The following is a 23,916-nucleotide window of genomic DNA, read 5'->3' on the forward strand; positions in this document are numbered from 1 at the left end:
GTTCCACTCCCTTAACCATCTAAGACATCTTTAAGTTGCTGTTCATTCCAGATCGTGATATCGAGCTTTTGTGCTTTTTCTAATTTCGACCCGGCATCTTCCCCTGCTATAACAATGTCTGTTTTTTTACTTACACTACCAGTCACAGATCCGCCAAGTTGCTCAATAGCACTCTTTGCATCTGATCGTGTAAATAGTTCCATCTTTCCTGTGAGGACTACCGTTTTTCCAGAAAAAGGTGTGTCTTCTGCGATATCCTGTTTCTTCGGTCCTTTGTATTCCATATTTACACCGAGCGTATTTAATTCACGAAGGAGATCATTGACTTCTTCCTCGGCAAAATAACGGACAATCGAGTCAGCCATCACTTCGCCCATTTCATTTATTTCAATGATATCATCAAACGTTGCCTGTTGTAAGCCTTCCATCGTTTCAAAATGGGCTGCAAGTGTTTTTGCTGCTTTCGAACCAACGAAACGAATTCCAAGTCCAAATAGCAAACGTTCCAGCGAGTTATCCTTTGATGCCTCGATTGCTTTTAATAAATTATCAACTGATTTCTCACCCATCCGTTCCAATTCCAGCAGGTCAGCTCGCTCTAGACGATAGAGATCAGCAATCGTTTGGATCAATTCTTCCTGAAATAGTTGAATGATTACCTTTTCCCCTAGTCCATCAATATTCATTGCATTCCGGGAGACAAAATGGATTAGTCCTTCTTTTAACTGTGCAGGGCAGTTAGGATTAATACAGCGTAATGCTACTTCCTCTTCCAAGCGTACAAGTTCACTGCCACATGCCAGACATTCATCCGGCATATGAAATTCCTGTTCATGACCTGTTCGTTTATCTGCAACAGCACGAATAACTTCCGGGATAATGTCTCCAGCTTTTTTTATAACGACGGTGTCTCCGATGCGAATGTCCTTTTCACGAATTAAGTCTTCGTTATGTAACGATGCCCGCTTTACGGTTGTCCCTGCTACTTTAACTGGTTCCAATATTGCTGTAGGAGTAATCACACCAGTGCGCCCAACACTTAATTCAATATTATGAAGAGTTGTTACAGCTTCTTCTGCAGGAAATTTATATGCAATTGCCCACCGTGGACTTTTTGCTGTAAATCCAAGTTCCTCTTGTTGTGTCAGATTATCTACTTTTACCACAATGCCATCTATTTCATAATTTAAATTTGGCCGCTCATTTTCCCAATGCTCGACATATTCAATAACTTCATCGATGGTTTCGCACTTTTTCCATTCTGGATTTGTTTTAAATCCAAGCTTCTTTAAGTAATCAAGCCGCTCACTATGGGATTCTAATGTACCTGCATCCCACTCACCTACACCATATAAAAATATATCCAGATTCCGCTTTGCTGCTATTTTTGGATCAAGCTGCCGCAATGAACCCGCAGCAGCATTTCGTGGGTTTGCAAAGGGTTCTTCTTCCTTTTCATTGCGTTCATTATTTAATGCGATGAATGACTTATGGGGCATAAATGCTTCACCGCGCACCTCGATTGTTTCTTTTTCCTTAATCGTAAGCGGGATACTGCCTATTGTTTTAAGGTTACTTGTAATATCTTCACCAATTGTTCCATCACCGCGAGTAGCACCGCGAACAAACCTGCCATCTTCATATAATAATGAAATGGCAAGTCCATCTATTTTAAGCTCACATACATAAGCTATAGTTTCGTCCGTTCCCTGACTTGCACGTCGGGCGAAGTCACGCAAATCACTCGCATTAAAGGCATTACCCAGGCTCAGCATTGGCACATTATGCTGGACTTTCTGAAAAGCATCCAACGGTTCACCGCCAATACGCTGTGTAGGTGATTCAGGTGAAATTAGTTCAGGAAACTCTTCCTCCAAGTTACGCAGCTCCTGCATTTTTTGGTCATATTCTGCATCAGAAACACTTGGGTTATCGAGTACATGATATTCATGATTATATTGATGCAGTACTTCTGTCAGCTCATTAATTCTTTTTTGTGCTTGTGGTTTATCCATTGGCAAGCACCTCCTTATTCTTTCGTAATTGGAGCAAATTTGGCTAACACACGTTTAATTCCTGTCGGTGCTGGAAAGGCGATATCCATTTCCATTGCTTCTCCTTCACCTTGCACCTTAACAACAGTACCAACACCCCATTTGTTGTGTTTCGCTTTGTCACCTGGTCCCCATGATTCACTCTCGGCACCAGTTGTGCTCTGCATTTTTTCGGCACGTCGTTTTTTTACAGGTGATGGTTTATCTGGTGTTTTAGAAATAGAACCATACATCGTAGCACGTGCCTGCTCAATGCCGTCGATGAGCTCTTCCGGAATTTCATTGATGAATCGGCTGATTGGATTCATATTTGTCCGTCCGTACAGGGTACGCATTTTGGCGTGTGTTAAGTACAGCTGTTGTTCAGCTCGTGTAATTCCAACATATGCTAAACGTCGCTCTTCTTCCATTTCTTCATTATCAAACATCGACCTGCTGTGTGGAAACACATTCTCTTCCAAGCCAATTAAAAAGACAACAGGAAATTCCAGTCCTTTGGCAGCATGCAAGGTCATCATAGTAATTTTTTCTTCATTTTCGGAGTCCTCGTCATCATCAACACGATCTAAATCGGCAATCAAGGCCAAGTCAGTCAAAAATGCAACAAGTGTTTTATCTTCACTTATTTTCTCGAAGTCCTGTGTTACGGTTTTGAATTCTTCGAGGTTTTCGATACGGCTTTGTGATTCGATTGTTCGTTCATTTTTCAGCGCCTGTTCATAACCTGTACGTTGTAAAATTGCTTCAACCATATCTGTTGCCGTTAAAAACTCCTGTTGCTGGGTGAGTGTTTTAATTAAATTACCAAATTCAGCTAACGCGTTTGCAGCCTTTTTAGGTACACCGGTAAAATCCACTTCTTTTACCGCCTGATAAAATGATATATCATGCTGTGCAGAATAGGCACGCAATCTTTCTACCGAAGTTTTTCCAATACCGCGTTTTGGTGCATTAACCACACGTTCAAAGCTTAAATCATCATCAGGATTTGTAATTAGCCGTAAGTAAGCAACCATATCCTTAATTTCTTTCCGATCATAGAACTTTGTTCCGCCCACCATTTGATAGGCAATATTCGACTTCATAAAAGTGTCCTCAACAGCACGTGATTGGGCATTTGTCCGGTATAATATGGATATATCATTTGCTGAATAGCCTTCCTCACGTATTAACTCCTGGATTTTATCCGTTATGAACAATGCTTCCTCTTGTTCGGTTGCACCTTGGAAATAATGGATGTTCTTTCCCTCTGCATTTTCTGTCCAGAGGTTCTTCGGCTTCCTTCCTGAATTATGCTCAATTACTTTATTAGCTGCAGAAAGAATCGATTTAGTCGAACGGTAATTTTGTTCAAGGAAAACAGTTCTTGCTGACGGATAATCTTTTTCAAAGGACAGGATATTCGCAATGTCAGCTCCACGCCAGCCATAAATAGACTGATCAGAATCTCCAACAACACATAGGTTCTGAAAACGGTTTGCCAGCTGCTGTACTAAATAGTATTGAGCATGATTCGTATCCTGATACTCATCCACATGAATATACTGGAATCTGCGCTGGTAATATTCCAATACTTCCGGAACTCTTTTGAATAAATGGATTGTCTGCATTATCAAATCATCAAAATCGAGTGATTGGTTCTTTTGCAGGGTTTTCTGATACTTGTCATAGACCTGTGAGACTTGCCGTTCAAAAAAATCACCGACATTCCTGCTGTATTCCTCTGGCGTTATTAATTCATTTTTTGCTGAACTAATTGATCCTAGCATTGCACGCGGTTCGAATTTTTTCGGGTCAATATTTAAGTCTTTTAGTATTTGTTTGATAACTGATAGTTGGTCGCTGCTATCAAGAATCGTGAAGTTTCGGCTATACCCAATCCGGTCAATATCTCTTCGCAAAATACGCACACACATCGAGTGGAAGGTTGATACCCAAATCTGACCGCTGCCCATTCCAACAAGTTTATGTACACGTTCCTTCATTTCGCGTGCTGCTTTATTTGTAAATGTAATCGCCAGAACACTTTTTGGCGAAACTTCCTTTTCACGAAGCAAATAGGCTATACGGTGTGTAAGCACTCGTGTTTTGCCACTTCCCGCTCCTGCCATAATTAGTAAAGGTCCTTCTGTATGTTTAACTGCCTGTTGCTGTTCCTTGTTTAATCCACTTAGTAAGTCACCCATCATTTGACTCACAATGACACCACCTTAATCCATATCGTTAACTGCTTTAACAGTTTTTAATGCTTTTTTTATGTCTGTATAAATACCGTTTCCAACTATTATTGTATCTGCATGCTCTTTCATTTCACGAGCCTGAAAGTTGTTTTCAATGCCTCCACCGTAAAAGAGCTTTGTGTTGCTCAATTGATCCTTCACTTTTTTCACTAGTGACGGATCGCCATATATGCCGCTGTATTCCATATAAAAGATTGGCAAATGGAAAACACGCTCAGCCATGTAAGCATATGCTGTCACATCATCTTCATCCGGCATTTCGCAGTTTGTTTTCGAAAAAGCTTTGGATTCCTGATTTAAAATACAATAGCCTTCCACGAACATTTCATTCCAGTCCATAATATCCTTATATTCTTTAATTGCTTGATGCTGTAAATCCATCATCCATTTTTTCTCGGTACTGTTCACAACCATTGGTATAAAATAAAAGTCAAATCCTGGTGTGACAGCATCCATGTTGGATATTTCCAGTGCACATGGAACTGTATGACGGCGAATTCGTGAGAGTAAATCCAGCACTCCATCCAATGTAACATTATCAGTCCCACCTACAATAACCGCATCAGTCCCTGATTCACAAATCATGTCAAGATGCTCATCCGATATTTCTTTGGCAGGATCCAGTTTAAATAAATGCTTCCATTCGTTCAATGTATGATTCAACGTTAATCCTCCATTTTCAAAAATTGGATCGGTTCATTTAGCGTTATATTATTTCATTCTTAAAGTATACCAAAAATCAGGCAGGGAAATTAGGATAAAGTTTACTGTTTTTGGGGTTTTTTTAAGAAGAGGCTGATCATGGGGAATCTTGATTTGAAAAGACTCTTTTATTATAACTGTTTTTTTGATTACAATTTCATAATAAATAGCGGACGGGCGGGTTTTCTTTAACTTCTATAAAAGGTTAGCAGAATCTTAAATATATTTTTGCGGACACAGGAGACGCTATTTCTATAAATAAGTGACCTTTTCGAACTTATCCGGACACAGAAGCCCTTATTTTACATATATCATGGTATATGGGGACATTTGTGCCAAATAGGGTCCCTGGTGTCCGCCAACACTTCCATTTCGTGGATTTCCGCCAAATAAGGGCTCTGGTGTCCGCAAAATCTCAAATTGGATAAGTGAAAGCTCTAATTCGATTACAAATCTTTCATGATAGATGGTGACTGCACATTCTGTAGCCAAGTTGGTTTCTTACTATATAACTGCAGCTAAAGCTTGTACTCCTAAGTATAAGGAGTTTAGAGAAAAATGCCGCTACCTCAACGAGATAGCGACATTGTTATTCTTCCTCGTCCATAATGCGATCCAAAACAAGCTTATAACCATCACTGCCAAAGTTAATACATCGCCTGACACGTGATATAGTGGCGGTAGAGGCATTCGTTTCATTTTCGATAACATTATATGTGTGACCTTCTGTTAACATTTTTGCAACTTGCAATCGCTGGGAAATAGAGTGTATCTCTGACATTGTTGCAATATCATCAAAAAATTTATAGCATTCCTCACGATCTTTAAGTGACAGAATAGCATCAAACATTTGATCTAACTGTTTTCCGCGTAGTTTATCAATTTGCACAACGAACCCCCCTGATTCATACTAATTCGAAATAGTTACAGATTGCCCAATTCCCGGACTTGACGGCACAACATTTATCCATGTTTTACCAGGGACAAATTTAACTGGCTTCCCATCCTTCACAGGGATTATTCTCCCGTCACGGTTCTCCCATTTGACTTGCTGAACCTTTCCCTTTTGAATCAGGTATCCATTTCCTCCTGAAGTTATATCAATTTCACGTCGCCCTGCACTATCAATAACTTCATGATGCGTCTCTACAATAAATATATTGTCTACCTGTATCGGTTCTTCAGAGTTCAATTCGACTGTTTTTTCCTGATCGCTGTATCGTGTATATTTTTCACTTGTTTCGTCATATTCATATTCGACAATTTCCATCGGGCTGTTGTCAGAATACACGATTTCAACATGTTTTGCTGCATCACCTGAGATGTTTTTTGCTTCATCTTCTGATAAAAATGGCAGTGGCTCATAAGAATGTTTGACTTCATATCCTTTTTGAGATGCAACATCATATACTGCACCAAATTGCAAGTATGAGTTATGTGGTGCATTGCGGAAAGATTCACGTTTAAATAAGTGGCCATCGTTATCATAAATGGAGCCATTTAAGTGTTCAATACCGCGGTTCTTAACCATATCATTTATAAAGTTTGCTGCACCATGATAAATATATAACGCATCATACCCGTCTGCAATTTCAAAATAGTACTCACGTGCACTTCTTACTGGACCAACAACATCCGGTTTCTCACTTTGAAACATAGCCAGAAAACGGGTAATTTGTCCTTCTGCCAAGAATTCAAAAACAATATCCGCTTTCGAAAGTCCTGTTTGCGGGCGTGCTTTTGTATGGTTATTTACCATGACACTAACAATTCGATCATTTACTTTTTGATCTGTTTTAATACCTGTTAGCGGGAATGTATTTGGCTTTTTAGTGTCTTTGGGAGCTTGCGCTTGATCTTTTTCTTCTACTGCATTTTCTTTTGTTCCATTGTCCTCAGCTTCCTGCTTGTCGTCTGAGCAAGCTGCAAGTAGTACGAACATTATTAATAATACGATGTAAAATAATAATTTCCTCAAATTCCCACCTCTTTCAACTAATAAAATTTATCTTTTTTCCATTATACGCTATCGCATGTTAGCTGGAAAGAGGACTTCACGTTTCTTAACATCCATAATTCCTTGTTGTGTAATCCGAATGTATGGAAGATGGGTTGAAGACAGGAATAATATCGAATATATTGGGTCGGTAAAATGATAGCCAAATTCTTTCAGCAAGCTTTTAAGTTGTTTTTCTTTTTCCATTAATTGTTTCATTTCCCCGGCGAACATACTTCCTGCCAATTGAAGTGGTAATTCAAAAATAATATCACCTTCGTGCACCAATACAATGCCTCCACCAAGTTCCTTCATGCGTTCCCAGGCAATCAGCATATCAGGTTTACTTTTACCGATAAAAACCAAGTCACCTGTTGTTGAGAATGAGCTTGCCAGAGCACCCAGCTGGTTTGTGAATCCCTTAATTGCAGTGTTTACACGCCATTCCCCGTTCCTATCTACTAATAAAAGAAATGCGTCATCATATTTACTTGATATAACATCAAGCGTTACGTCCGTTTCAATGGGATACGGATTTATAATTACCTCATTTACCATCTCAAGGCCTATTGGAACAGAAAATTGCAAGTCCTCCATATTCAGATCCCAATCGAAAGTAAGTGGTTCTATATCATACTTTCCCCAGTTAATTTTAAACATATTGTGCTGTTCCTCATTATCTTTAACAATCCACTCTCCCTTTGCCAGAACACTAACTGGGTTTGGGTTATCCTTTTCGTTGATAAAGTTAATGTTTGCAATTCGGCCCGGTGCAATACTTCCTAGTTCTTCGTGCAGTCCATAATGCCTAGCAACATTAAATGATGCCATACGGTATGCGTCAGCTATAGGGACACCTTTTTCAATAGCGATTTCAATACAAACATTCATCACCCCATTTTCATAGAATGATGGTGTTGCTCCGTCAGTTGTCATGGTAATATTATCGAAGGTTTGCAGATCTTCTGCAAGAATGTCATCAATTAGACTTGGCAGGTCAGGGCGGATAGATGAATATCGAAGACCGACCTGGTAGCCAAGCCGTAACCGTTTAATTACTTCCTGTCCTGTCATTGCTTCATGTTCTGCTGATATACCCAGCAATTTTAGTTTCGTTAATGTCTTTTCGGAAGCACCCGGTAAATGACCTTCAATCGGTTTGCCTAACCTTCTCGCCTCTTGAATCCAATACAACAGACGGTCATCACCTGAAAGTAAGCTCGGCCATGATGTCAGTTCGCCGCCTTGTACTACTGATTCATGATCCAGCCAGGATAGTACATTTTCAGTACTGAAAAGTTCCCCCTCATCCTGCAGAGCTGTTTGAGAGTCAAATCTTGCCCACCAATACATTGAAACAGGAAATCTATTGAACTCCTCCAACAGCGAAAACGCTTTCTTTTTATCTAACAAAAAATTCCACATTAAATTATCATTTATCAATGTAGTTGTTCCGTATTTTGCAGCATGCATCGCAAGTGATTCAGGGTTATACAGCTGGAATGGATGTGCATGCGGTTCCATGTACCCAGGTACAATAAATAAGTCATCGCAGTCTATCACTTCGGTAGTTTTATTATTTTCAGGTAGTTTATCCCCAACATATACGATGCGATCGTTGAAAATCCAGATGTTCGCACGCAACCATTGCTTCGTATATGTGTTTAAATATGTTCCATTTTTTAAAAGAATTGTTGGTGCCACTTTTCCATCAAGAACAGCAACATGTTCTCTTAGTTCACGGTTTCTCCAGTAGTATCCATTTTGTAGCATATAGCAACGCTCCAATGTGTAATTTTTTCTATCTTAACATATTTTTCGCTTTAGTACTGTAAAGTTTTTGTATATTAAAATGAAAGTTTTGTGACAGTGAGGGAGGGCTGAGGAAAAATACAACCCAAGAGCTTATATATCGTCTCTTGGGCACATTCATTTTTTATTTTTTTCCGATATCTCTTCGGTAAAAAAATTCATCCGATAAGGCAAGAGTATCCAAACATTTATATGAGTCTTCTACTGCTCTCGATAAAGTCGAGCCTTTTGCACCAACCAATAGAACTCTTCCACCATCGGAAACAAATCCTGAGTCTGCCTGTCTTGTTCCAGCATGGACGACAAATTCATCACCATATGGCTTTAATCCTGATAACGGAATGCCTTTTTCATATGAAGCAGGATAGCCTTTTGCTGCAACCACTACTCCGGCACAGCACTTCCCTTCCCATTCGAGAGCTGGATTAATCCCATTCATTACATCCTGGAATACTTGCAGAAGATTATTTGTCAGCAACGGCAGAACTACTTGCGTTTCAGGATCACCAAAGCGGGTGTTGAACTCGATTACTTTCGGGCCATTATCTGTCATTATCAGTCCTGCATATAAAATTCCTGTAAATGGTCGTCCTTCATTCAATAGACCCTCGGCGGTCTTTTGAAGAATTTTATCAACTGTATAATCTAGGGTTTCCTGGGAGATATCCGGAACTGGGGCATAAGCGCCCATGCCTCCTGTGTTCGGACCTTGGTCATCGTCATAAGCACGTTTATGGTCACGGGCCGGAATCATCGGGTACACGTTATTTTCATGAACAAAAGCCATTAGCGAAAATTCTTTTCCGATTAAGCATTCTTCAATTACTATTGTAGCGCCCGCATCAGCAAAAGCCTTGTTGACCAGCATATCGTCTACAGTTTCATTTGCTTCCTGTTTGGTTTCAGCAACAACAACCCCCTTGCCAGCTGCAAGTCCATCCGCTTTAATTACAATCGGGGCACCTTTTACTTCAATATATTTCTTGGCATCATCCGCATCGGTGAAGCTAGCATGCTCAGCTGTTGGAATGTCATATTTTTGCATAAATGACTTCGCAAAACGCTTACTGCCTTCTAATAAAGCTGCTTCCTTTGTCGGGGCAAAAATAGTTAGATTTTCTTCCTGAAACCGATTAGCAATCCCTGCCAGTAATGGATTCTCTGGTCCGACAATCGTTAGGTCAATAGTGTTTTCTTTAGCAAATTCAACTAAACGATCGATGTCCATTTCTGAAATCTCCACACATGTGGCCATTTTGGCAATTCCTCCATTACCTGGTGCCGCATATAACTGGTTAGCAGTATTGCATTGGGCTAGATTCATTACGATACTATGTTCACGTCCACCTCGTCCGACAACTAATATATTCATTCAGAACACCCTTCAAGTTTAATGTTTAAAATGCCGTATCCCCGTATATACCATGGAAATTCCGTACTTATTACACATATCAATCGAGTCCTGGTCACGTTTAGATCCACCTGGCTGAATAATTGCTGATATACCAGCCTTCGCAGCTATCTCAACCGTGTCTGGCATTGGGAAAAATGCATCTGATGCCAGTACTGCACCTTTTGCCTTCTCTTCAGCCTGTTCTAGCGCAATACCTGCAGCCCCTACACGATTCATTTGCCCCGCACCAACACCAACCGTCTGCATTCCTTTTGCCAGAACAATAGCATTCGATTTCACATGCTTTACGGCTTTCCAGGCAAATAACAGATCCTTGATTTCATCTTCAGAAGGTTTTTTATCCGTTGGAAATGTAAGGTCCTTTCGATCGACTTCTGCGTCATCATTACGCTGAATTAACAAGCCGCCTTTTACCGTTGTCAGCTTGTGATAAGTTGACTGCTCATTAACCATTACCATTTCAAGCAATCTTATATTTTTCTTTTTCGTTAAAATAGCTAACGCTTCTTCAGTAAATTCCGGTGCAATAACAATTTCCAGAAAAATTTCACTCAATTTAGTCGCTAACTCAACATCAATTTTACGGTTGCAAGCAACAATCCCGCCAAAGATCGAAACAGAATCAGCTTCATATGCCTTAGAAAATGCCTGATTTATTCCTTCAGCAACACCAATTCCACATGGATTCATGTGTTTCACTGCTACTGCAGTTGGGCTTCCATATTCAGCGATTATTTCAAGAGCTGCGTTTGCATCCTGAATATTATTATAGGAAAGTTCTTTTCCATGCAACTGTTTTGCTGAAGCCAGACTCATTGTGGTTTCAGTTGGATTTTGATAAAATGCGGCAGTTTGATGTGGGTTTTCTCCATAACGTAAGGTCTGTGCTTTTTCATATGTTACGGTATAGTTCTCAGGAAAAGCATCCTCAGTAAAATAACTGGCAATCATTGAATCATATTGCGCTGTGTGGCGAAATACTTTTGCAGCAAGCTTTTTCCGTTCCGATTTGTTTAGACTATTTTCCTGTAATGAGCCCAAAATGCTGTTGTAGTCAGCTGGATCGACAACAACCGTTACATCAGCAAAACTTTTTGCCGCTGCACGTAACATTGTAGGACCCCCAATATCAATGTTTTCAATGATTTCTTCTTCCGTTACATCCAATTGATCAAACGTTTGTTTAAATGGATATAGGTTAACAACTACCATATCTATTGGATGAATGCCACTTTCTGCAAGCTGCTTCTGATGTTCAGTATTATCGCGTTTTGCCAGTAACCCCGCATGAATTTTTGGATGCAATGTTTTCACACGGCCACCAAGCATTTCCGGAAAACCTGTTACATCTTCTACTGCGATAGCTTGAACACCTGCTTCAGTTAATTTATTCAGCGTACCGCCTGTTGAGATAATTTCATAACCTAATTCAACAAGTCCTTCGGCAAACTCGATAATGTTAGCTTTGTCAGAAACGCTTATTAGTGCTCGTTTTTTCATGTGGAATACTCCTCACTATTTGGATATTGTGTTTGTTGCGGTTGGTCGGTTAGATGCTCGCTCGAGTTTCCGTGATGCTCGCTCGTGTTCCAGTGCTGCTCGCTCGAGTTTCGGTGCTGCTCGCTCGAGTTTCGGTGCTGCTCGCTCGTGTTCCAGTGCTGCTCGCTCGAGTTTCCCTGCTGCTCGCTCGAGTTCTAGTGCTGCTCGCTCGTGTTCCAGTGCTGCTCGCTCGAGTTTCGGTGCTGCTCGCTCGAGTTCCGCCGCTGCTCGCTCGAGTTTCCGTGCTGCTCGCTCGAGTTTCCGTGCTGCTCGCTCGAGTTCCAGCCCCTGTCGCTCGAGTTTACATCCTCACTTCATCAGCCGATTGATAACTACCGGATACAATCTATGCTCCACCTGCTGGATTCGCTCTTTCAACGTTTCCGCTGTATCATCGCTGAAAACTTCTATCGATTCCTGTGCAATTACTGGTCCAGTATCAATTCCGTCATCTATATAGTGAACGGTCACACCAGTAGTGCTGACACCTGCCTTAAAAGCTTGCCCAATTGCATCTTTACCTGGGAATTCCGGTAACAATGACGGATGAATATTAATTATCTTATTTTCATAGGCGTTTAATAGCGTTGGTCCGGCAATTCGCATGTACCCTGCTAAAAATATCCATGAGATATCTGCTTGCTGCAGCCTATGAACCAGCTCCTTCTCGTAATCTGATTTTGACGCATATTCCTTTGAATCAAAAACGAAGGTCGGGACACCAAACTTCTCCGCTTTCTCAAGTACACGGGCACCAGGTTTGTCACAAACGAGAAGCGCAACTTCACACAGGAGATCGTTTTCCATGATTGCTTGAAAATTACTGCCGGCACCTGATGCGAATACAGCCGCCCTTATTTTTTTCATGATGTAAAATGCACTCCTTCGTTTGATGTAACCTTCCCTATAACGGAGGCTGTTTCCCCTTGTTCCTGTAAGCAATTTAATACGTCATCAACATCTTCCTGGGCAATGACGATTGCCATCCCAATTCCCATGTTAAATACGCTGTACATATCCTCCTCGGGGATATCTCCCTGCTTTTGTAAAAAAGAAAATATCGCGGGACGTTGCCAGCTTGAATGATTAATCTCAACTCCATGTCCTTCAGGCAACATGCGTGGCAGGTTTTCATAAAATCCTCCACCTGTAATATGTGAGATTCCTTTGATTGAAACCTCCTTCATAACAGCAGAAACGGCCTTTGCATAAATCCTGGTAGGGGTTAATAGTGCCTCTCCGAGTGGCTCTAACAGTCCTTCATATGTTTTCGTTAAATCAAGATCCTCTACCAGTTTTCGTACTAATGAATAGCCATTCGAGTGAATTCCACTTGAAGCTAAGCCGATAACAGCATCACCAGCCTTAATTTCGTCCCCTGTAATTAAACGAGATTTTTCGGCGATACCTACTGTAAACCCGGCCAGGTCATATTCATCATCACTATACATACCAGGCATTTCAGCAGTCTCACCACCAATTAACGCTGCACCTGCATCAACACACCCATTGGAAATCCCTGCAACGATTTGCTCAATCATTTCGGGGTTGTTTTTGCCACATGCTATATAATCGAGGAAAAATAATGGCTGGGCACCTTGTGCAACGATGTCATTGACACACATAGCGACAAGATCTTCGCCAACTGTATCATGCTTTCCTAATTGGAAGGCCAGTTTCAGCTTGGTTCCAACGCCATCTGTCCCAGAAACCATAACAGGCTCTTTGTAATTGAATGAGGATAGCTCAAACAAACCCGCAAACGAGCCAATTCCGCCCAGTACTTCAGGCCGGGACGTTCTGGCTACATGCTTTTTCATTCGTTCAACAGCTTCATACCCCTTATCAACATCTACACCGGCATTTTTATAAACGTTTGACATGTTTGACACATCCTCCAGTAAAAATTGTTAAGATCTCGTATAAGAAATTTCAGTTTGTCCGTTTTCTTTTACAGGATAGTTCCCTGTCATACATGCAGCACAAATTCCTTGATGAAGTGTTTTGTCCTTTATGATTGCTTTTTCCAATCCATCAATCGATAAATAAGAAACACTTTCAGCACCAATTATTTCGCAAATTTCATCAATGGAGTTGTTCGCTGCAATTAACTCTTTTCGTGTTGACATGTCAATACCGTAATAGCATGGATTTTGAATAGAGGGTGAGGCAATCCGGACGTGAACTTCTTTGGCACCGGCGTCTTTTAGCATTTGAACAATTCGCCTGCTTGTCGTTCCCCGAACAATTGAATCATCTATCATCACAATCCGTTTTCCTTCGACAATTCCACGTACTGGTGCAAGCTTCATTTTCACACCTTGTTCACGCAGCTCCTGAGAAGGCTGGATAAACGTTCTTCCAACATAACGGTTTTTAATAATCCCCATCTCATAAGGAAGTCCGCTTTCTTCTGCAAAACCAATCGCAGCAGAAATACTGGAATCCGGAACACCAATTACCATATCCGCCTCTGCAGGAGATTCCTTGGCAAGCTCCATTCCCATCCGTTTTCTGGAAGCATGAACATTCACTTCATTTAAGTCACTGTCTGGTCTTGATAAATAAACATACTCCATCGCACACATTCTACGCTGCTCACGCATTGCAAAACGTGTTGATTCAATCCCTTTTTCACTGATTGTTACGAGTTCCCCTGGTAAAACCTCACGGACAAAAGTAGCGCCAATTTGGTCGAATGCGCAGGTTTCAGATGCAACAACGTAAGCGTCCCCAAGTTTTCCAATCGATAAAGGCCTGATGCCACTTGGGTCAAGCGCGGCAAACATTTTATCTTCTTTTAAAATTAAATAAGCATATGCTCCAACAACTTTATTAAGTGCGCTGGAGATAGATTCCTCATTCGTTTCCATACCGTTCCGTCTAATTAGATGAGCAAGTACTTCTGTATCGGAAGAAGTCTGTAAAATACTCCCCTCGTCCTCAAGCTCTCCTCGCAGTTTTTGTTCGTTCATGAGATTCCCATTATGTGCTAAAGCCATACTCCCTGTCTGCGAACGGAACAGTAATGGCTGGACATTTTCGAGTCCCTTTCCACCTTGCGTGGAGTAACGAACATGCCCAACAGCCACACTCCCTGTCAGTTCGGAAAAATTCGCATGCTTAAACACGTCATTGACTAAACCTAATCCTTTATGGGCTTTTAATTCCATGCCATCATTTACAACAATCCCGGCACCTTCCTGTCCGCGATGCTGCATCGAATGCAGTCCATAATACGTAAGTTCTGCTGCCTTTTCATGACCCCAAATTCCAAATACACCGCATTCTTCGTTTATGCCTTTGATTTCAGCAAGCATGGAATAGCTCCTTTCCATAATTCGTGAAGTGCTCTAGCATCTTCCTCAATAACAACCCTGTCATTGGTCCGGACAAAAAAATCATTATTACCCGTTACAAAGCCAATCTCTGTTGCATGATCAATTATGTTTTCAAACTGCTCTTTATCTTCAGCTTTGACCGTTACAAGAAATCTCGATTGTGACTCGCTGAATAATGCAGCAGTTGGATTTCCGGAGACTTTCACATCTACTCCGAGTCCTTTTCCGTTAAAAGTACCTTCAGCTAACGCTACGCCTAATCCGCCTTCAGCTAAATCATGGGCTGATTGAACAACGCCCTGACGGATGGCTTGCAGCAACTGCTTCTGACGTTCCGCTTCTATTTTTAAATCAATCGATGGCGCTTTCCCTTCGTATTTTCCTTGGATAATATTCTGCAGCTCACTGCCGCCAAACTCAGCCTTTGTTTCACCAATTAAATAAATAACATCCCCAGCTTCCTGAAAAAAGCTTGGCGTCAGATGATCAAGCGATTCGATTAACCCGACCATCCCAACGACTGGCGTCGGAAAAATTGAATTTCCTTTTGACTGGTTATATAATGATACATTGCCGCTTATAACTGGTGTATCAAGAATGCGAGAAGCTTCACTCATCCCCTCAACACTCTTTTCCATTTGCCAAAAGACTTCCGGATTAGTTGGGTTCCCAAAATTTAAACCATCCGTTAAACCCAGTGGCCGTGCTCCTGAACAAACTAAGTTCCGCGTCGCCTCTGCAACGGCAATTTTCCCGCCAGTTTCTGGATCCAGGTAAATATAACGGGAATTACAATCGGTCGTAATGGCTAAGGCTTTATCTGCCCCTTTAATACGTACAACTGCTGCATCCGATCCTGGCGTTACAACTGTATTCGTTTGAACCATTGAGTCATATTGGTCATATACAGATTCTTTGCTTGCGATAGTAAGCTGCTGCAGAAGTCGTTTTAGCATTTCGGCATGATTATCGACTACGGGAATTTCGTTTTCCATTTCCTGAAATGCTTTCACATATGCCGCTTCCTTTGATGGCATCTGATAAACTGGAGCTTCCTCTGCAAGTGCATCAACAGGAATATCTGCAACAAGTGAGCCATGCTGTGTAAGGCGAAACACCTTTTCCTTGATAACCTCACCAACTGCAGTTGCCTCAAGTCCGTATTTTTCGAATATATCAATAATCTCCTGTTCACGTCCCTGTTTCACAACAAGCAGCATCCGTTCCTGGGATTCAGAAAGCATTAATTCATATGCATTCATATTTTGCTCGCGCTGTGGTACAAGGTCCAAATTCATTTCCAATCCAGTACCAGCCTTACTCGCCATTTCGCTTGCCGACGATGTGAGTCCTGCCGCTCCCATATCCTGCATTCCTACCAATGCATCAGAATGAATAACTTCCAGGCAAGCCTCAATTAATAACTTTTCCATAAACGGATCGCCAACCTGTACTGCCGGACGATCTTGATCCGAATCCTCAGCTAAGTCACCTGAAGCAAATGTCGCGCCATGGATGCCGTCTCTTCCTGTTGCTGCTCCAGCATAAATCACTGTATTCCCAACACCTGCTGCGATACCTTTCTGAATTTCATCATGATTTATCAATCCGATACACATGGCATTTACAAGCGGGTTATCCTCATAGCTATCATCAAACTGTACCTCTCCACCAACTGTTGGTACACCGACACAGTTGCCATAACCCGCGATGCCATGAACGACTTCCTGGAACAGATACCTCACACGATCTGTTGTCAGGTTTCCAAAGCGCAATGAGTTCATCAAAGCAATCGGCCGCGCTCCCATCGAGAAAACATCCCGGATAATACCGCCAACTCCAGTGGCAGCACCTTGGTATGGTTCAACTGCTGACGGGTGATTATGACTTTCGATTTTAAAAACAACCGCCTGATTATCCCCGATATCTATAACGCCAGCACCTTCACCAGGTCCCTGCAGAACATGTGGACCTTTAGTTGGAAATTTACTTAATAGTGGCTTTGACGTTTTATAGCTGCAATGTTCAGACCACATGACAGAAAATATTCCAGTCTCGGTAAAGTTCGGTCTACGTTTCAAAATATTTTTTACCATGTCATACTCTTGGTCACTTAACCCCATATCCAGGTATAACTTTTCCTGTTCGATTTTCTCCGGGCTGATTTCACCTGTTAACAACATAGGATTCCCTCCAATTTTTGACTACTGACTGAAATAATCTAAGTCCATCATCACTGCCAAGCAGCTCTTCAACGGCCCGTTCCGGATGTGGCATCATGCCAAGGACATTGCCTTGTTTATTGATAATCCCGGCAATATCTTCAACCGAGCCATTTGGATTATTTTCGTACGTAAAGACGATTTGATCATTTGCTTTTAAATCGGCTAATGTTTGTTCATCGCAAAAATAGTTTCCTTCACCATGAGCAATTGGAAATCGAACAATTTCTCCCTTACCATATCCCGTAGTAAACTGTGTTTTATTGTTCGCCACAACCAATGGCTCCTGATGGCACATGAATGCCAGATTCTTGTTGCGGAGCATTGCACCTGGCAAAAGCCCTGCTTCGAGTAAAATTTGGAATCCATTACATACGCCTAAAACCGGTTTGCCTTTTTCAGCATGTGCTTTAATCTGCTGCATCACATTTGACGTAGAAGCAACCGCACCTGAGCGAAGGTAGTCTCCATACGAAAAACCACCAGGTAAAAGAACTCCGTCATAGTTTTCGAGATTGCTATTTTCATACCAGACTAAATCAGCATCTTCTTTCAGAACATCTTTTGCAGCATGATACATATCACAATCACAATTAGAACCCGGAAAAACGATTACAGCAAACTTCACGATTGGACAGCCTCCTCCACGTTAAAGCGATAATCTTCAATTACCGGATTTGCCAAAAGTTTGTCACACATTGCTTTGACACGTGCTTCAATATCAGCATCGTCGTCCATGGTCAATTCAATGTACTTACCTACCCGGGCTTCTTCTACTTCCGGAAACCCTAATGAATGTAACGATGTTTGAATTGCCTTTCCCTGAGGGTCAAGCACACCTTGTTTTAACGTAACGTGCACCGTAACTTTTTTCATGATTTTGCCTCCAATCGCTGATAAATTTCCTGATAAACTTCGAGCAAATCACCAGTACCTTGACGAAATACATCCTTATCCAATTTTTCATGTGTAGTACTATCCCAAAGCCTGCATGTGTCTGGCGAGATTTCATCTGCAAGCACAATACAGCCACTTGCTAAGCGCCCAAATTCAAGTTTAAAATCTATCAATTCAACATCTATTTCCTTGAATACTGCAGTTAACTGCTTGTTTATTTCCAATGCTTTCTCTTTAATTTCCTGTAATTCACTGGGTGTGACATTATTTAAGAAAAGCGCATGCTCATCATTAATTAACGGGTCACCCAATGCGTCATCTTTATAAAAAAGTTCGATAATCGGTGGGTTAAACGCTGTTCCTTCTTCAATTCCAAGACGCTTTGTAATGCTTCCTGTTGCCAGGTTACGTACAACAACTTCCAATGGAATGATTTCTGTTTGATGGACAAGCTGTTCTGTTTCACTTAATCTTTCAATAAAATGAGTCTGAATATTTTTGTCATGAAGAAGTGGAAAGATAAGTGACGATATATCATTGTTCAATTGCCCTTTGCCTGTAAACGATGCCTTCTTCTCACCATTAAAAGCTGTTGCATCGTTTTTATAAGCTAGCACTAGTTGCCCTGGTTTATCCTTTGCCTGGTAGACACGCTTTGCTTTTCCCTCGTATAACAAATCAGCTTTCATCATTTCACCTCAAGACCGATTCGATTAAAAATTGCATCCACATTTTTAAGATGGTACGTATAGTCAAAACAATCGTCGATTTCAGCTTGTGACAACTTCGTGTTAATCTGTTCGTCAGCCTCAACCAACTGTTTAAAATGAGTTTCAGTCTCCCATGCATGCATTGCCTTTGGCTGTACAATGTCATAAGCAGCTTCACGAGCCATACCTTTTTCAATTAATGCCAGGAGCACACGCTGTGAAAAAATAACGCCATGTGTTTTATCGATGTTCCGCTTCATGTTTTCCGGGAAAACGGTTAGCTTTTTAACAATGTTGGAGAAGCGATTCAGCATATAGTTCAAAGTGATTGTTGCATCTGGTAAAATAACGCGTTCTGCTGAAGAATGGGAAATATCACGTTCATGCCATAATGAAACATTTTCGAATGCTGTTACCATTTGACCACGTAATACCCTGGCCATCCCGGTCATGTTTTCCGATCCAATTGGGTTCCGTTTATGAGGCATTGCGGAAGATCCCTTTTGGCCTTTAGCAAAGAATTCTTCAACCTCGCGTGTTTCTGTCTTTTGCAGTCCACGGATTTCAGTGGCAAATTTCTCGATAGAAGTTGCAGCAAGCGTGAGTGCAGATACATATGCAGCATGCCGATCACGCTGTAATGTCTGCGTTGAGACAGGTGCTGGAGTCAGCCCAAGTTTTTCACAGACATACTGTTCAACGAATGGATCAATATTTGCATACGTTCCAACTGCGCCTGAAAGCTTCCCGAACTCCACGCCTTTTGCAGCCATTTCAAAGCGCTCCAAATTCCGTGTCATCTCCTCATACCAAAGAGCCAATTTCAAGCCAAATGTTGTAGGCTCAGCGTGGACGCCATGTGTTCTTCCCATCATGACCGTATGTTTATGTTCGATAGCTTTATTTTTCAGTATTTCAATAAATGCATGAAGGTCTTTTCGGATGATTTCATTTGCTTGTTTTAATTGATAGGATAATGCCGTATCGACTACATCTGTAGAGGTTAAGCCGTAATGGACCCATTTGCGTTCATCACCAAGCGTTTCTGACACTGCACGCGTAAATGCAACCACATCATGTCGCGTCTCCTGTTCAATTTCATAAATTCGTTCAAGGTTAAATGATGCATGTTGGCGAATCTTTTTCACATCTTCCGCTGGAATAACCCCTAACTCACTCCAGGCTTCACATGCTAAAATTTCTACCTCAAGCCATGCGTTGAACCTATTTTCTTCTTTCCAGATTACACCCATTTCTTCTCGCGTATAACGTTCAATCATTGTTTTGCCTCCTCGTATGCAGTAAGTCTTGCACGGATGTCTTCCTGTGTTTTTGCAATAAACGTAATGTGCCCCATTTTACGTTTGGCCTTTACGGCTTCTTTACCGTACAAATGAACAAAGCCGTTATCCAGTCCAGGCAACATTCGTAAAACATCATTCATATCGTCACCAAGAATATTTACCATTCCAGCAGGTTGCAGCAATGTAATTGGCATTAAGCCCAACCCGCAAATTGCTCGAATATGCTGCTGAAATTGCGAAATATTACATGCTTCAATCGTGTAGTGTCCAGAATTATGCGGTCTGGGTGCCATTTCATTTAGAAAAATTTCTTCACTCTTAACGAACATTTCAAGCGCAAATGTACCGACGATGTTCATTTTTTCTGCAAGTACTTTTGCAGCATTAACAGCTTTTTCATTAACGGTTTCACTAATTAACGCTGGGACCGTTGTTTGATATAAAATGTGATCTTGATGCTTATTCTCTGCAATTGGGAAAAAAGTAATATCACCTGACTTTGTACGAGTGAAAACGACTGAAATTTCTTTATCAAACGGTATCCACTGTTCGATAATGCATGTACTATTTTGATCAGCAAATTCACAAGCCGCTGGAATATCGTCTGTTGAATTTAGTTTAAGTTGTCCTTTGCCATCATAACCGCCGCTGCAAGTTTTAATTACTGCTGGAAATGTCATAGTTTTCAAAGCTTTATTCGCATCTTCACCATTTGACACTATTGAAAAATCAGGTACTGGCAAGTTTGCATCTTTCATAATTGTTTTTTCTTTTTCACGGTTTTGAGTGACTTCCAAAGGGTATGATCCTTGTGGCAGCTTACCTTGCTGCTCGATATGTCCCGCAGCAACAAGATCAACATTTTCAAATTCATATGTCACAACATCACTTAATTCTGATAACTTCTTAATACCATTCATATCATCGTAGGGCGCCGTAATTTGCTGATCTGCTACCTGAGCAGTCGGACAGTTTGGTGTCGGATCAAGGACCGCAATTTTATATCCCATATATTTTGCAGCAATTGCCATCATACGCCCAAGCTGCCCTCCGCCAATAATTCCGATTGTTTGGGGTGGGAGGATTAGATTATTCTTTTGCAAGATCTTCCCTCATTTCTGCTACATTTGCCTGTAATTCTTTACGATATAACTCCAGTCTTTCCGCTACTTTTTCTTCAAAAGACCCAATAATTTGGGCAGCAATAATTCCTGCGTTTTTCGCACCTGAATTGCCAATCGCAACCGTTGCAGTTGGCACCCCGCCAGGCATCTGCACGATAGAAAGGAGAGAATCCAGCCCATTTAGTGCTTTACTTTGGATTGGAACTCCAATAACAGGTAACGTCGTTTGAGCTGCTATCATGCCAGGTAAATGCGCTGCACCACCTGCTCCAGCAATGATCACTTTCAAACCACGTTCGCGTGCGGATTTGGCATACGTAAACATTTCATCTGGCGTGCGATGGGCAGAAATCACGTCCTTCTCATATGGAATGTCAAGCTTACTCAACATATCGCAGGCATGCTGCATTGTTTGCCAATCTGATATACTTCCCATTATCACTCCAACTTGAACCATCAAATCCCTCTCTCCCTGTTAAATAAAAAAGTCTATTCCTCTCCCTCAAAAACTTGAGAGAAGATGAATAGACTTTTTTCACGACATCTTAAAACGGACCGTTGCTATACAACGATTCATCCTCCCTCATAGTCCAGCATTTATGGTGCTTGGTAGAAACTTTTGAGCCATATTCTCAAAAATATATGAGGAACCGTATTTATTTGTTGGTTTCAGCATATCAAACCCGTCTTGATAATGTCAATAAATATCGAACGATAATAAAATAATTACATTTAATGTTCGGATTTTATTAGTAACTAACTTAGGAACTGACCATTTTTCCGCCATTAACATGAATAACCTGACCAGAAACATAAGAGGAATCATCAGAAGCAAGATATACATATGCAGGCGCTAGCTCATACGGTTGACCAGCTCGTTTCATAGGTACATCAGTGCCAAATTTCGTTGCAATGTACTCAGCCGAAAAGCTTGATGGTATTAACGGTGTCCAAATCGGTCCAGGTGCCACCGCATTCACCCGAATTCCCTGATTAATAATATTTTGTGATAAAGCACGCGTGAAGCCAACGATTGCACCTTTTGTAGCACTGTAGTCGATTAACTTTTCATTTCCTTCATAGGCTACTACAGATGCAGTGTTAATAATTGTATCACCTCCGCCTAAGTAAGGCAGAGAAGCTTTTGTCATGTAAAAAAATGCATAGATATTTGTTTGGAATGTAGCATCCCATTGTTCCGCTGATACATCTAGTAAACTATCCTGAGGAAACTGTACACCATGGTTATTTACTAAAATATCTATTTTGCCAAAATGGTCGATTGTCTGTTGTACAACGTTCTCGCAATGCTGCTGATCACGTAAGTCGCCTACAATTAAATGACACCGTTGTCCAAGCTGCTCAATCCGCCGTTTTGTTCTGTAGGCATCCCATCCTCATAATGATAGTAGTATGCAATAACGATATTTGCGCCTTCCTTTGCAAAAGCTATTGCAGCAGCTGCTCCAATTCCACTGTCTCCACCAGTTATAATGGCAACCTTTCCCGTTAACTTATTAGTACCAGTATAATCCGGGTCCTCTATAATCGGTTCAGGCACCATAAGTGATTCTATACCTGGCTGTTGTTCCTGATGTTGAGGTGGAAAGGTATTTCCATCTTGTTGATTGTTCATTGAAAGCACTCCTCCTATTGAATAGAACATGTGATGTACTATATTCTGTTCTGGAGGTAGATGTTCGCTGAATCTCCCTTCTGTATAACTAATATCGAATGAGCGACACAAAAAGTGGCATTAAAAAGCACTTTCCTTAGAAAACTTCTCTTATCGCTTATTTGCACTTTTGCAGTAAGAAAGTAGAAACTGTCTTAAAAAATAAATAATAAGATGACACTTTTTCCATTCTAGAATCGATTATCGTTATAGAAAGATAAATAGAACAGGCTGCAGCCTGTTCTATTATCTGCTTATTATTCTTTTAGTTCTTCATCATTTTGCTTTGGAGGCTGCTGGTCCTCTTGTGGTTTTGCTTCACCTGGATAATTCTTTTTTTGATTAAACAGCCGGCCTTTTCGTACTTGTTTGACCCAGAACCCACCGTTAATCTGTTTTGGTTCATATGAAATAATAAATGCTTTAGGATCTATTGTCTTAATTGTTTCATATAGTATCAGCTCATATTTTCTTGGTGTCAGAATTTGCATCGCAAGACGATCGCCTTCCATTCCATAGGCAAACCAGCTTGTCACGCCATACCCTTTATCCCGCAGCTTTCTTGTGAATTCGATATTCGGATCAGAAGAGATAACATTAACCGTAATATAGCCTAATGCAAGCTTTTCCTCAATTTTTGTACCGACAATAACGCCAATTCCAAAACCAAGCGCATACGCAATAAGGTTTTGTATTTCATTTAAATTATCCAAAACCAGTCCAAGACCAACTACATAAATAACCACTTCAAACATACTAACAAATGCAGCTATATACCGACGACCTTTTAGTGTTAGGATCATGCGAATTGTTGATAACGATACATACACTATATTTATGATAAGAATGATTGCCACCATGATATATGCATTTTCCAGCAACATTA

General features: G+C 41.0%; 20 protein-coding genes, 1 pseudogene and 1 riboswitch. All 21 genes and pseudogenes read right to left on the minus strand.

All coding sequences use genetic code 11. The annotated features are described in order from the left end of the window. Window positions 1-11: 11 nt before the first annotated feature. Window positions 12-2,015, minus strand: a complete 2,004-nt coding sequence (gene ligA, locus ACE1TG_RS11495) for an NAD-dependent DNA ligase LigA (RefSeq protein WP_375052533.1) — start codon at window positions 2,013-2,015, stop codon at window positions 12-14. 14 nt (window positions 2,016-2,029) lie between these two features. After that, window positions 2,030-4,243: a DNA helicase PcrA gene (gene pcrA, locus ACE1TG_RS11500; protein ID WP_375052613.1), complete on the minus strand. Its 2,214-nt coding sequence runs from the start codon at window positions 4,241-4,243 to the stop codon at window positions 2,030-2,032. 21 nt (window positions 4,244-4,264) lie between these two features. Then, entirely contained in the window at window positions 4,265-4,957 is a 693-nt protein-coding gene (gene pcrB, locus ACE1TG_RS11505) for a heptaprenylglyceryl phosphate synthase (protein ID WP_375052534.1), read from the minus strand. 336 nt (window positions 4,958-5,293) lie between these two features. Continuing rightward, the gene (locus ACE1TG_RS11510) at window positions 5,294-5,488 is read right to left on the minus strand and encodes a hypothetical protein (protein WP_375052535.1); all 195 of its coding nucleotides are present in this window, start codon (window positions 5,486-5,488) and stop codon (window positions 5,294-5,296) included. Between the two features lie 97 nt (window positions 5,489-5,585). Further along, window positions 5,586-5,885 carry a YerC/YecD family TrpR-related protein gene (locus tag ACE1TG_RS11515; protein ID WP_375052536.1) on the minus strand — a complete coding sequence of 100 codons (300 nt, stop codon included), beginning with the start codon at window positions 5,883-5,885 and terminating at the stop codon, window positions 5,586-5,588. A gap of 21 nt (window positions 5,886-5,906) precedes the next feature. Next, window positions 5,907-6,974, minus strand: coding sequence for a DUF3048 domain-containing protein (locus ACE1TG_RS11520; RefSeq protein ID WP_375052537.1), 1,068 nt, complete (start codon window positions 6,972-6,974; stop codon window positions 5,907-5,909). 48 nt (window positions 6,975-7,022) lie between these two features. After that, window positions 7,023-8,765 (minus strand): adenine deaminase C-terminal domain-containing protein, encoded by a 1,743-nt coding sequence (locus ACE1TG_RS11525; RefSeq protein ID WP_375052538.1) that lies wholly within the window; start codon window positions 8,763-8,765, stop codon window positions 7,023-7,025. 163 nt (window positions 8,766-8,928) lie between these two features. Beyond that, complete coding sequence (gene purD / locus ACE1TG_RS11530) at window positions 8,929-10,176, minus strand: phosphoribosylamine--glycine ligase (protein WP_375052539.1); 1,248 nt, start codon at window positions 10,174-10,176, stop codon at window positions 8,929-8,931. 18 nt (window positions 10,177-10,194) lie between these two features. Beyond that, window positions 10,195-11,718 (minus strand): bifunctional phosphoribosylaminoimidazolecarboxamide formyltransferase/IMP cyclohydrolase, encoded by a 1,524-nt coding sequence (gene purH / locus ACE1TG_RS11535; RefSeq protein ID WP_375052540.1) that lies wholly within the window; start codon window positions 11,716-11,718, stop codon window positions 10,195-10,197. A 348-nt stretch (window positions 11,719-12,066) separates the two neighbouring features. After that, window positions 12,067-12,624: a phosphoribosylglycinamide formyltransferase gene (purN, locus tag ACE1TG_RS11540; protein WP_375052541.1), complete on the minus strand. Its 558-nt coding sequence runs from the start codon at window positions 12,622-12,624 to the stop codon at window positions 12,067-12,069. Further along, the gene (gene purM, locus ACE1TG_RS11545) at window positions 12,621-13,640 is read right to left on the minus strand and encodes a phosphoribosylformylglycinamidine cyclo-ligase (protein ID WP_375052542.1); all 1,020 of its coding nucleotides are present in this window, start codon (window positions 13,638-13,640) and stop codon (window positions 12,621-12,623) included. Before purM ends, purN begins: the two co-directional genes overlap by 4 nt. Window positions 13,641-13,667: 27 nt before the next feature. Beyond that, window positions 13,668-15,077, minus strand: a complete 1,410-nt coding sequence (gene purF / locus ACE1TG_RS11550) for an amidophosphoribosyltransferase (RefSeq protein ID WP_375052543.1) — start codon at window positions 15,075-15,077, stop codon at window positions 13,668-13,670. After that, window positions 15,053-17,281, minus strand: coding sequence for a phosphoribosylformylglycinamidine synthase subunit PurL (purL, locus tag ACE1TG_RS11555; RefSeq protein WP_375052544.1), 2,229 nt, complete (start codon window positions 17,279-17,281; stop codon window positions 15,053-15,055). Before purL ends, purF begins: the two co-directional genes overlap by 25 nt. Beyond that, window positions 17,265-17,948 (minus strand): phosphoribosylformylglycinamidine synthase subunit PurQ, encoded by a 684-nt coding sequence (gene purQ / locus ACE1TG_RS11560; RefSeq protein WP_375052545.1) that lies wholly within the window; start codon window positions 17,946-17,948, stop codon window positions 17,265-17,267. Before purQ ends, purL begins: the two co-directional genes overlap by 17 nt. Then, window positions 17,945-18,196: a phosphoribosylformylglycinamidine synthase subunit PurS gene (gene purS, locus ACE1TG_RS11565; protein ID WP_375052546.1), complete on the minus strand. Its 252-nt coding sequence runs from the start codon at window positions 18,194-18,196 to the stop codon at window positions 17,945-17,947. Before purS ends, purQ begins: the two co-directional genes overlap by 4 nt. Further along, entirely contained in the window at window positions 18,193-18,906 is a 714-nt protein-coding gene (purC, locus tag ACE1TG_RS11570) for a phosphoribosylaminoimidazolesuccinocarboxamide synthase (protein ID WP_375052614.1), read from the minus strand. The genes purS and purC overlap by 4 nt, the downstream gene beginning before the upstream one ends. After that, window positions 18,906-20,207, minus strand: coding sequence for an adenylosuccinate lyase (gene purB, locus ACE1TG_RS11575; RefSeq protein WP_375052547.1), 1,302 nt, complete (start codon window positions 20,205-20,207; stop codon window positions 18,906-18,908). Before purB ends, purC begins: the two co-directional genes overlap by 1 nt. Next, the gene (gene purK, locus ACE1TG_RS11580) at window positions 20,204-21,334 is read right to left on the minus strand and encodes a 5-(carboxyamino)imidazole ribonucleotide synthase (RefSeq protein WP_375052548.1); all 1,131 of its coding nucleotides are present in this window, start codon (window positions 21,332-21,334) and stop codon (window positions 20,204-20,206) included. The genes purB and purK overlap by 4 nt, the downstream gene beginning before the upstream one ends. Next, window positions 21,321-21,812: a 5-(carboxyamino)imidazole ribonucleotide mutase gene (gene purE, locus ACE1TG_RS11585; RefSeq protein ID WP_375052615.1), complete on the minus strand. Its 492-nt coding sequence runs from the start codon at window positions 21,810-21,812 to the stop codon at window positions 21,321-21,323. Before purE ends, purK begins: the two co-directional genes overlap by 14 nt. Window positions 21,813-21,921: 109 nt before the next feature. After that, window positions 21,922-22,021: riboswitch (purine riboswitch) on the minus strand. Window positions 22,022-22,116: 95 nt separating this feature from the next. After that, a pseudogene (locus ACE1TG_RS11590) lies at window positions 22,117-23,021 on the minus strand (SDR family oxidoreductase). A 266-nt stretch (window positions 23,022-23,287) separates the two neighbouring features. Continuing rightward, window positions 23,288-23,911: a DUF2179 domain-containing protein gene (locus tag ACE1TG_RS11595; protein ID WP_375052616.1), complete on the minus strand. Its 624-nt coding sequence runs from the start codon at window positions 23,909-23,911 to the stop codon at window positions 23,288-23,290. Between the last annotated feature and the right edge of the window lie 5 nt (window positions 23,912-23,916).

It is taken from the genome of Virgibacillus sp. JSM 102003 (genome assembly GCF_041949995.1).
Classification (GTDB): Bacteria; Bacillota; Bacilli; order Bacillales; family Amphibacillaceae; genus Lentibacillus.

What these genes read in the sequence shown, in the direction of transcription:
- ligA (WP_375052533.1), bottom strand. Translation starts at nt 2,015, where the DNA reads ATGGATAAACCACAAGCACAAAAAAGAATTAATGAGCTGACAGAAGTA.
- pcrA (WP_375052613.1), bottom strand. Translation starts at nt 4,243, where the DNA reads ATGATGGGTGACTTACTAAGTGGATTAAACAAGGAACAGCAACAGGCA.
- ACE1TG_RS11525 (WP_375052538.1), bottom strand. Translation starts at nt 8,765, where the DNA reads ATGCTACAAAATGGATACTACTGGAGAAACCGTGAACTAAGAGAACAT.
- purD (WP_375052539.1), bottom strand. Translation starts at nt 10,176, where the DNA reads ATGAATATATTAGTTGTCGGACGAGGTGGACGTGAACATAGTATCGTA.
- purH (WP_375052540.1), bottom strand. Translation starts at nt 11,718, where the DNA reads ATGAAAAAACGAGCACTAATAAGCGTTTCTGACAAAGCTAACATTATC.
- purN (WP_375052541.1), bottom strand. Translation starts at nt 12,624, where the DNA reads ATGAAAAAAATAAGGGCGGCTGTATTCGCATCAGGTGCCGGCAGTAAT.
- purM (WP_375052542.1), bottom strand. Translation starts at nt 13,640, where the DNA reads ATGTCAAACGTTTATAAAAATGCCGGTGTAGATGTTGATAAGGGGTAT.
- purF (WP_375052543.1), bottom strand. Translation starts at nt 15,077, where the DNA reads ATGCTTGCTGAAATCAAAGGCATAAACGAAGAATGCGGTGTATTTGGA.
- purL (WP_375052544.1), bottom strand. Translation starts at nt 17,281, where the DNA reads ATGTTGTTAACAGGTGAAATCAGCCCGGAGAAAATCGAACAGGAAAAG.
- purS (WP_375052546.1), bottom strand. Translation starts at nt 18,196, where the DNA reads ATGAAAAAAGTTACGGTGCACGTTACGTTAAAACAAGGTGTGCTTGAC.
- purC (WP_375052614.1), bottom strand. Translation starts at nt 18,906, where the DNA reads ATGAAAGCTGATTTGTTATACGAGGGAAAAGCAAAGCGTGTCTACCAG.
- purB (WP_375052547.1), bottom strand. Translation starts at nt 20,207, where the DNA reads ATGATTGAACGTTATACGCGAGAAGAAATGGGTGTAATCTGGAAAGAA.
- purE (WP_375052615.1), bottom strand. Translation starts at nt 21,812, where the DNA reads ATGGTTCAAGTTGGAGTGATAATGGGAAGTATATCAGATTGGCAAACA.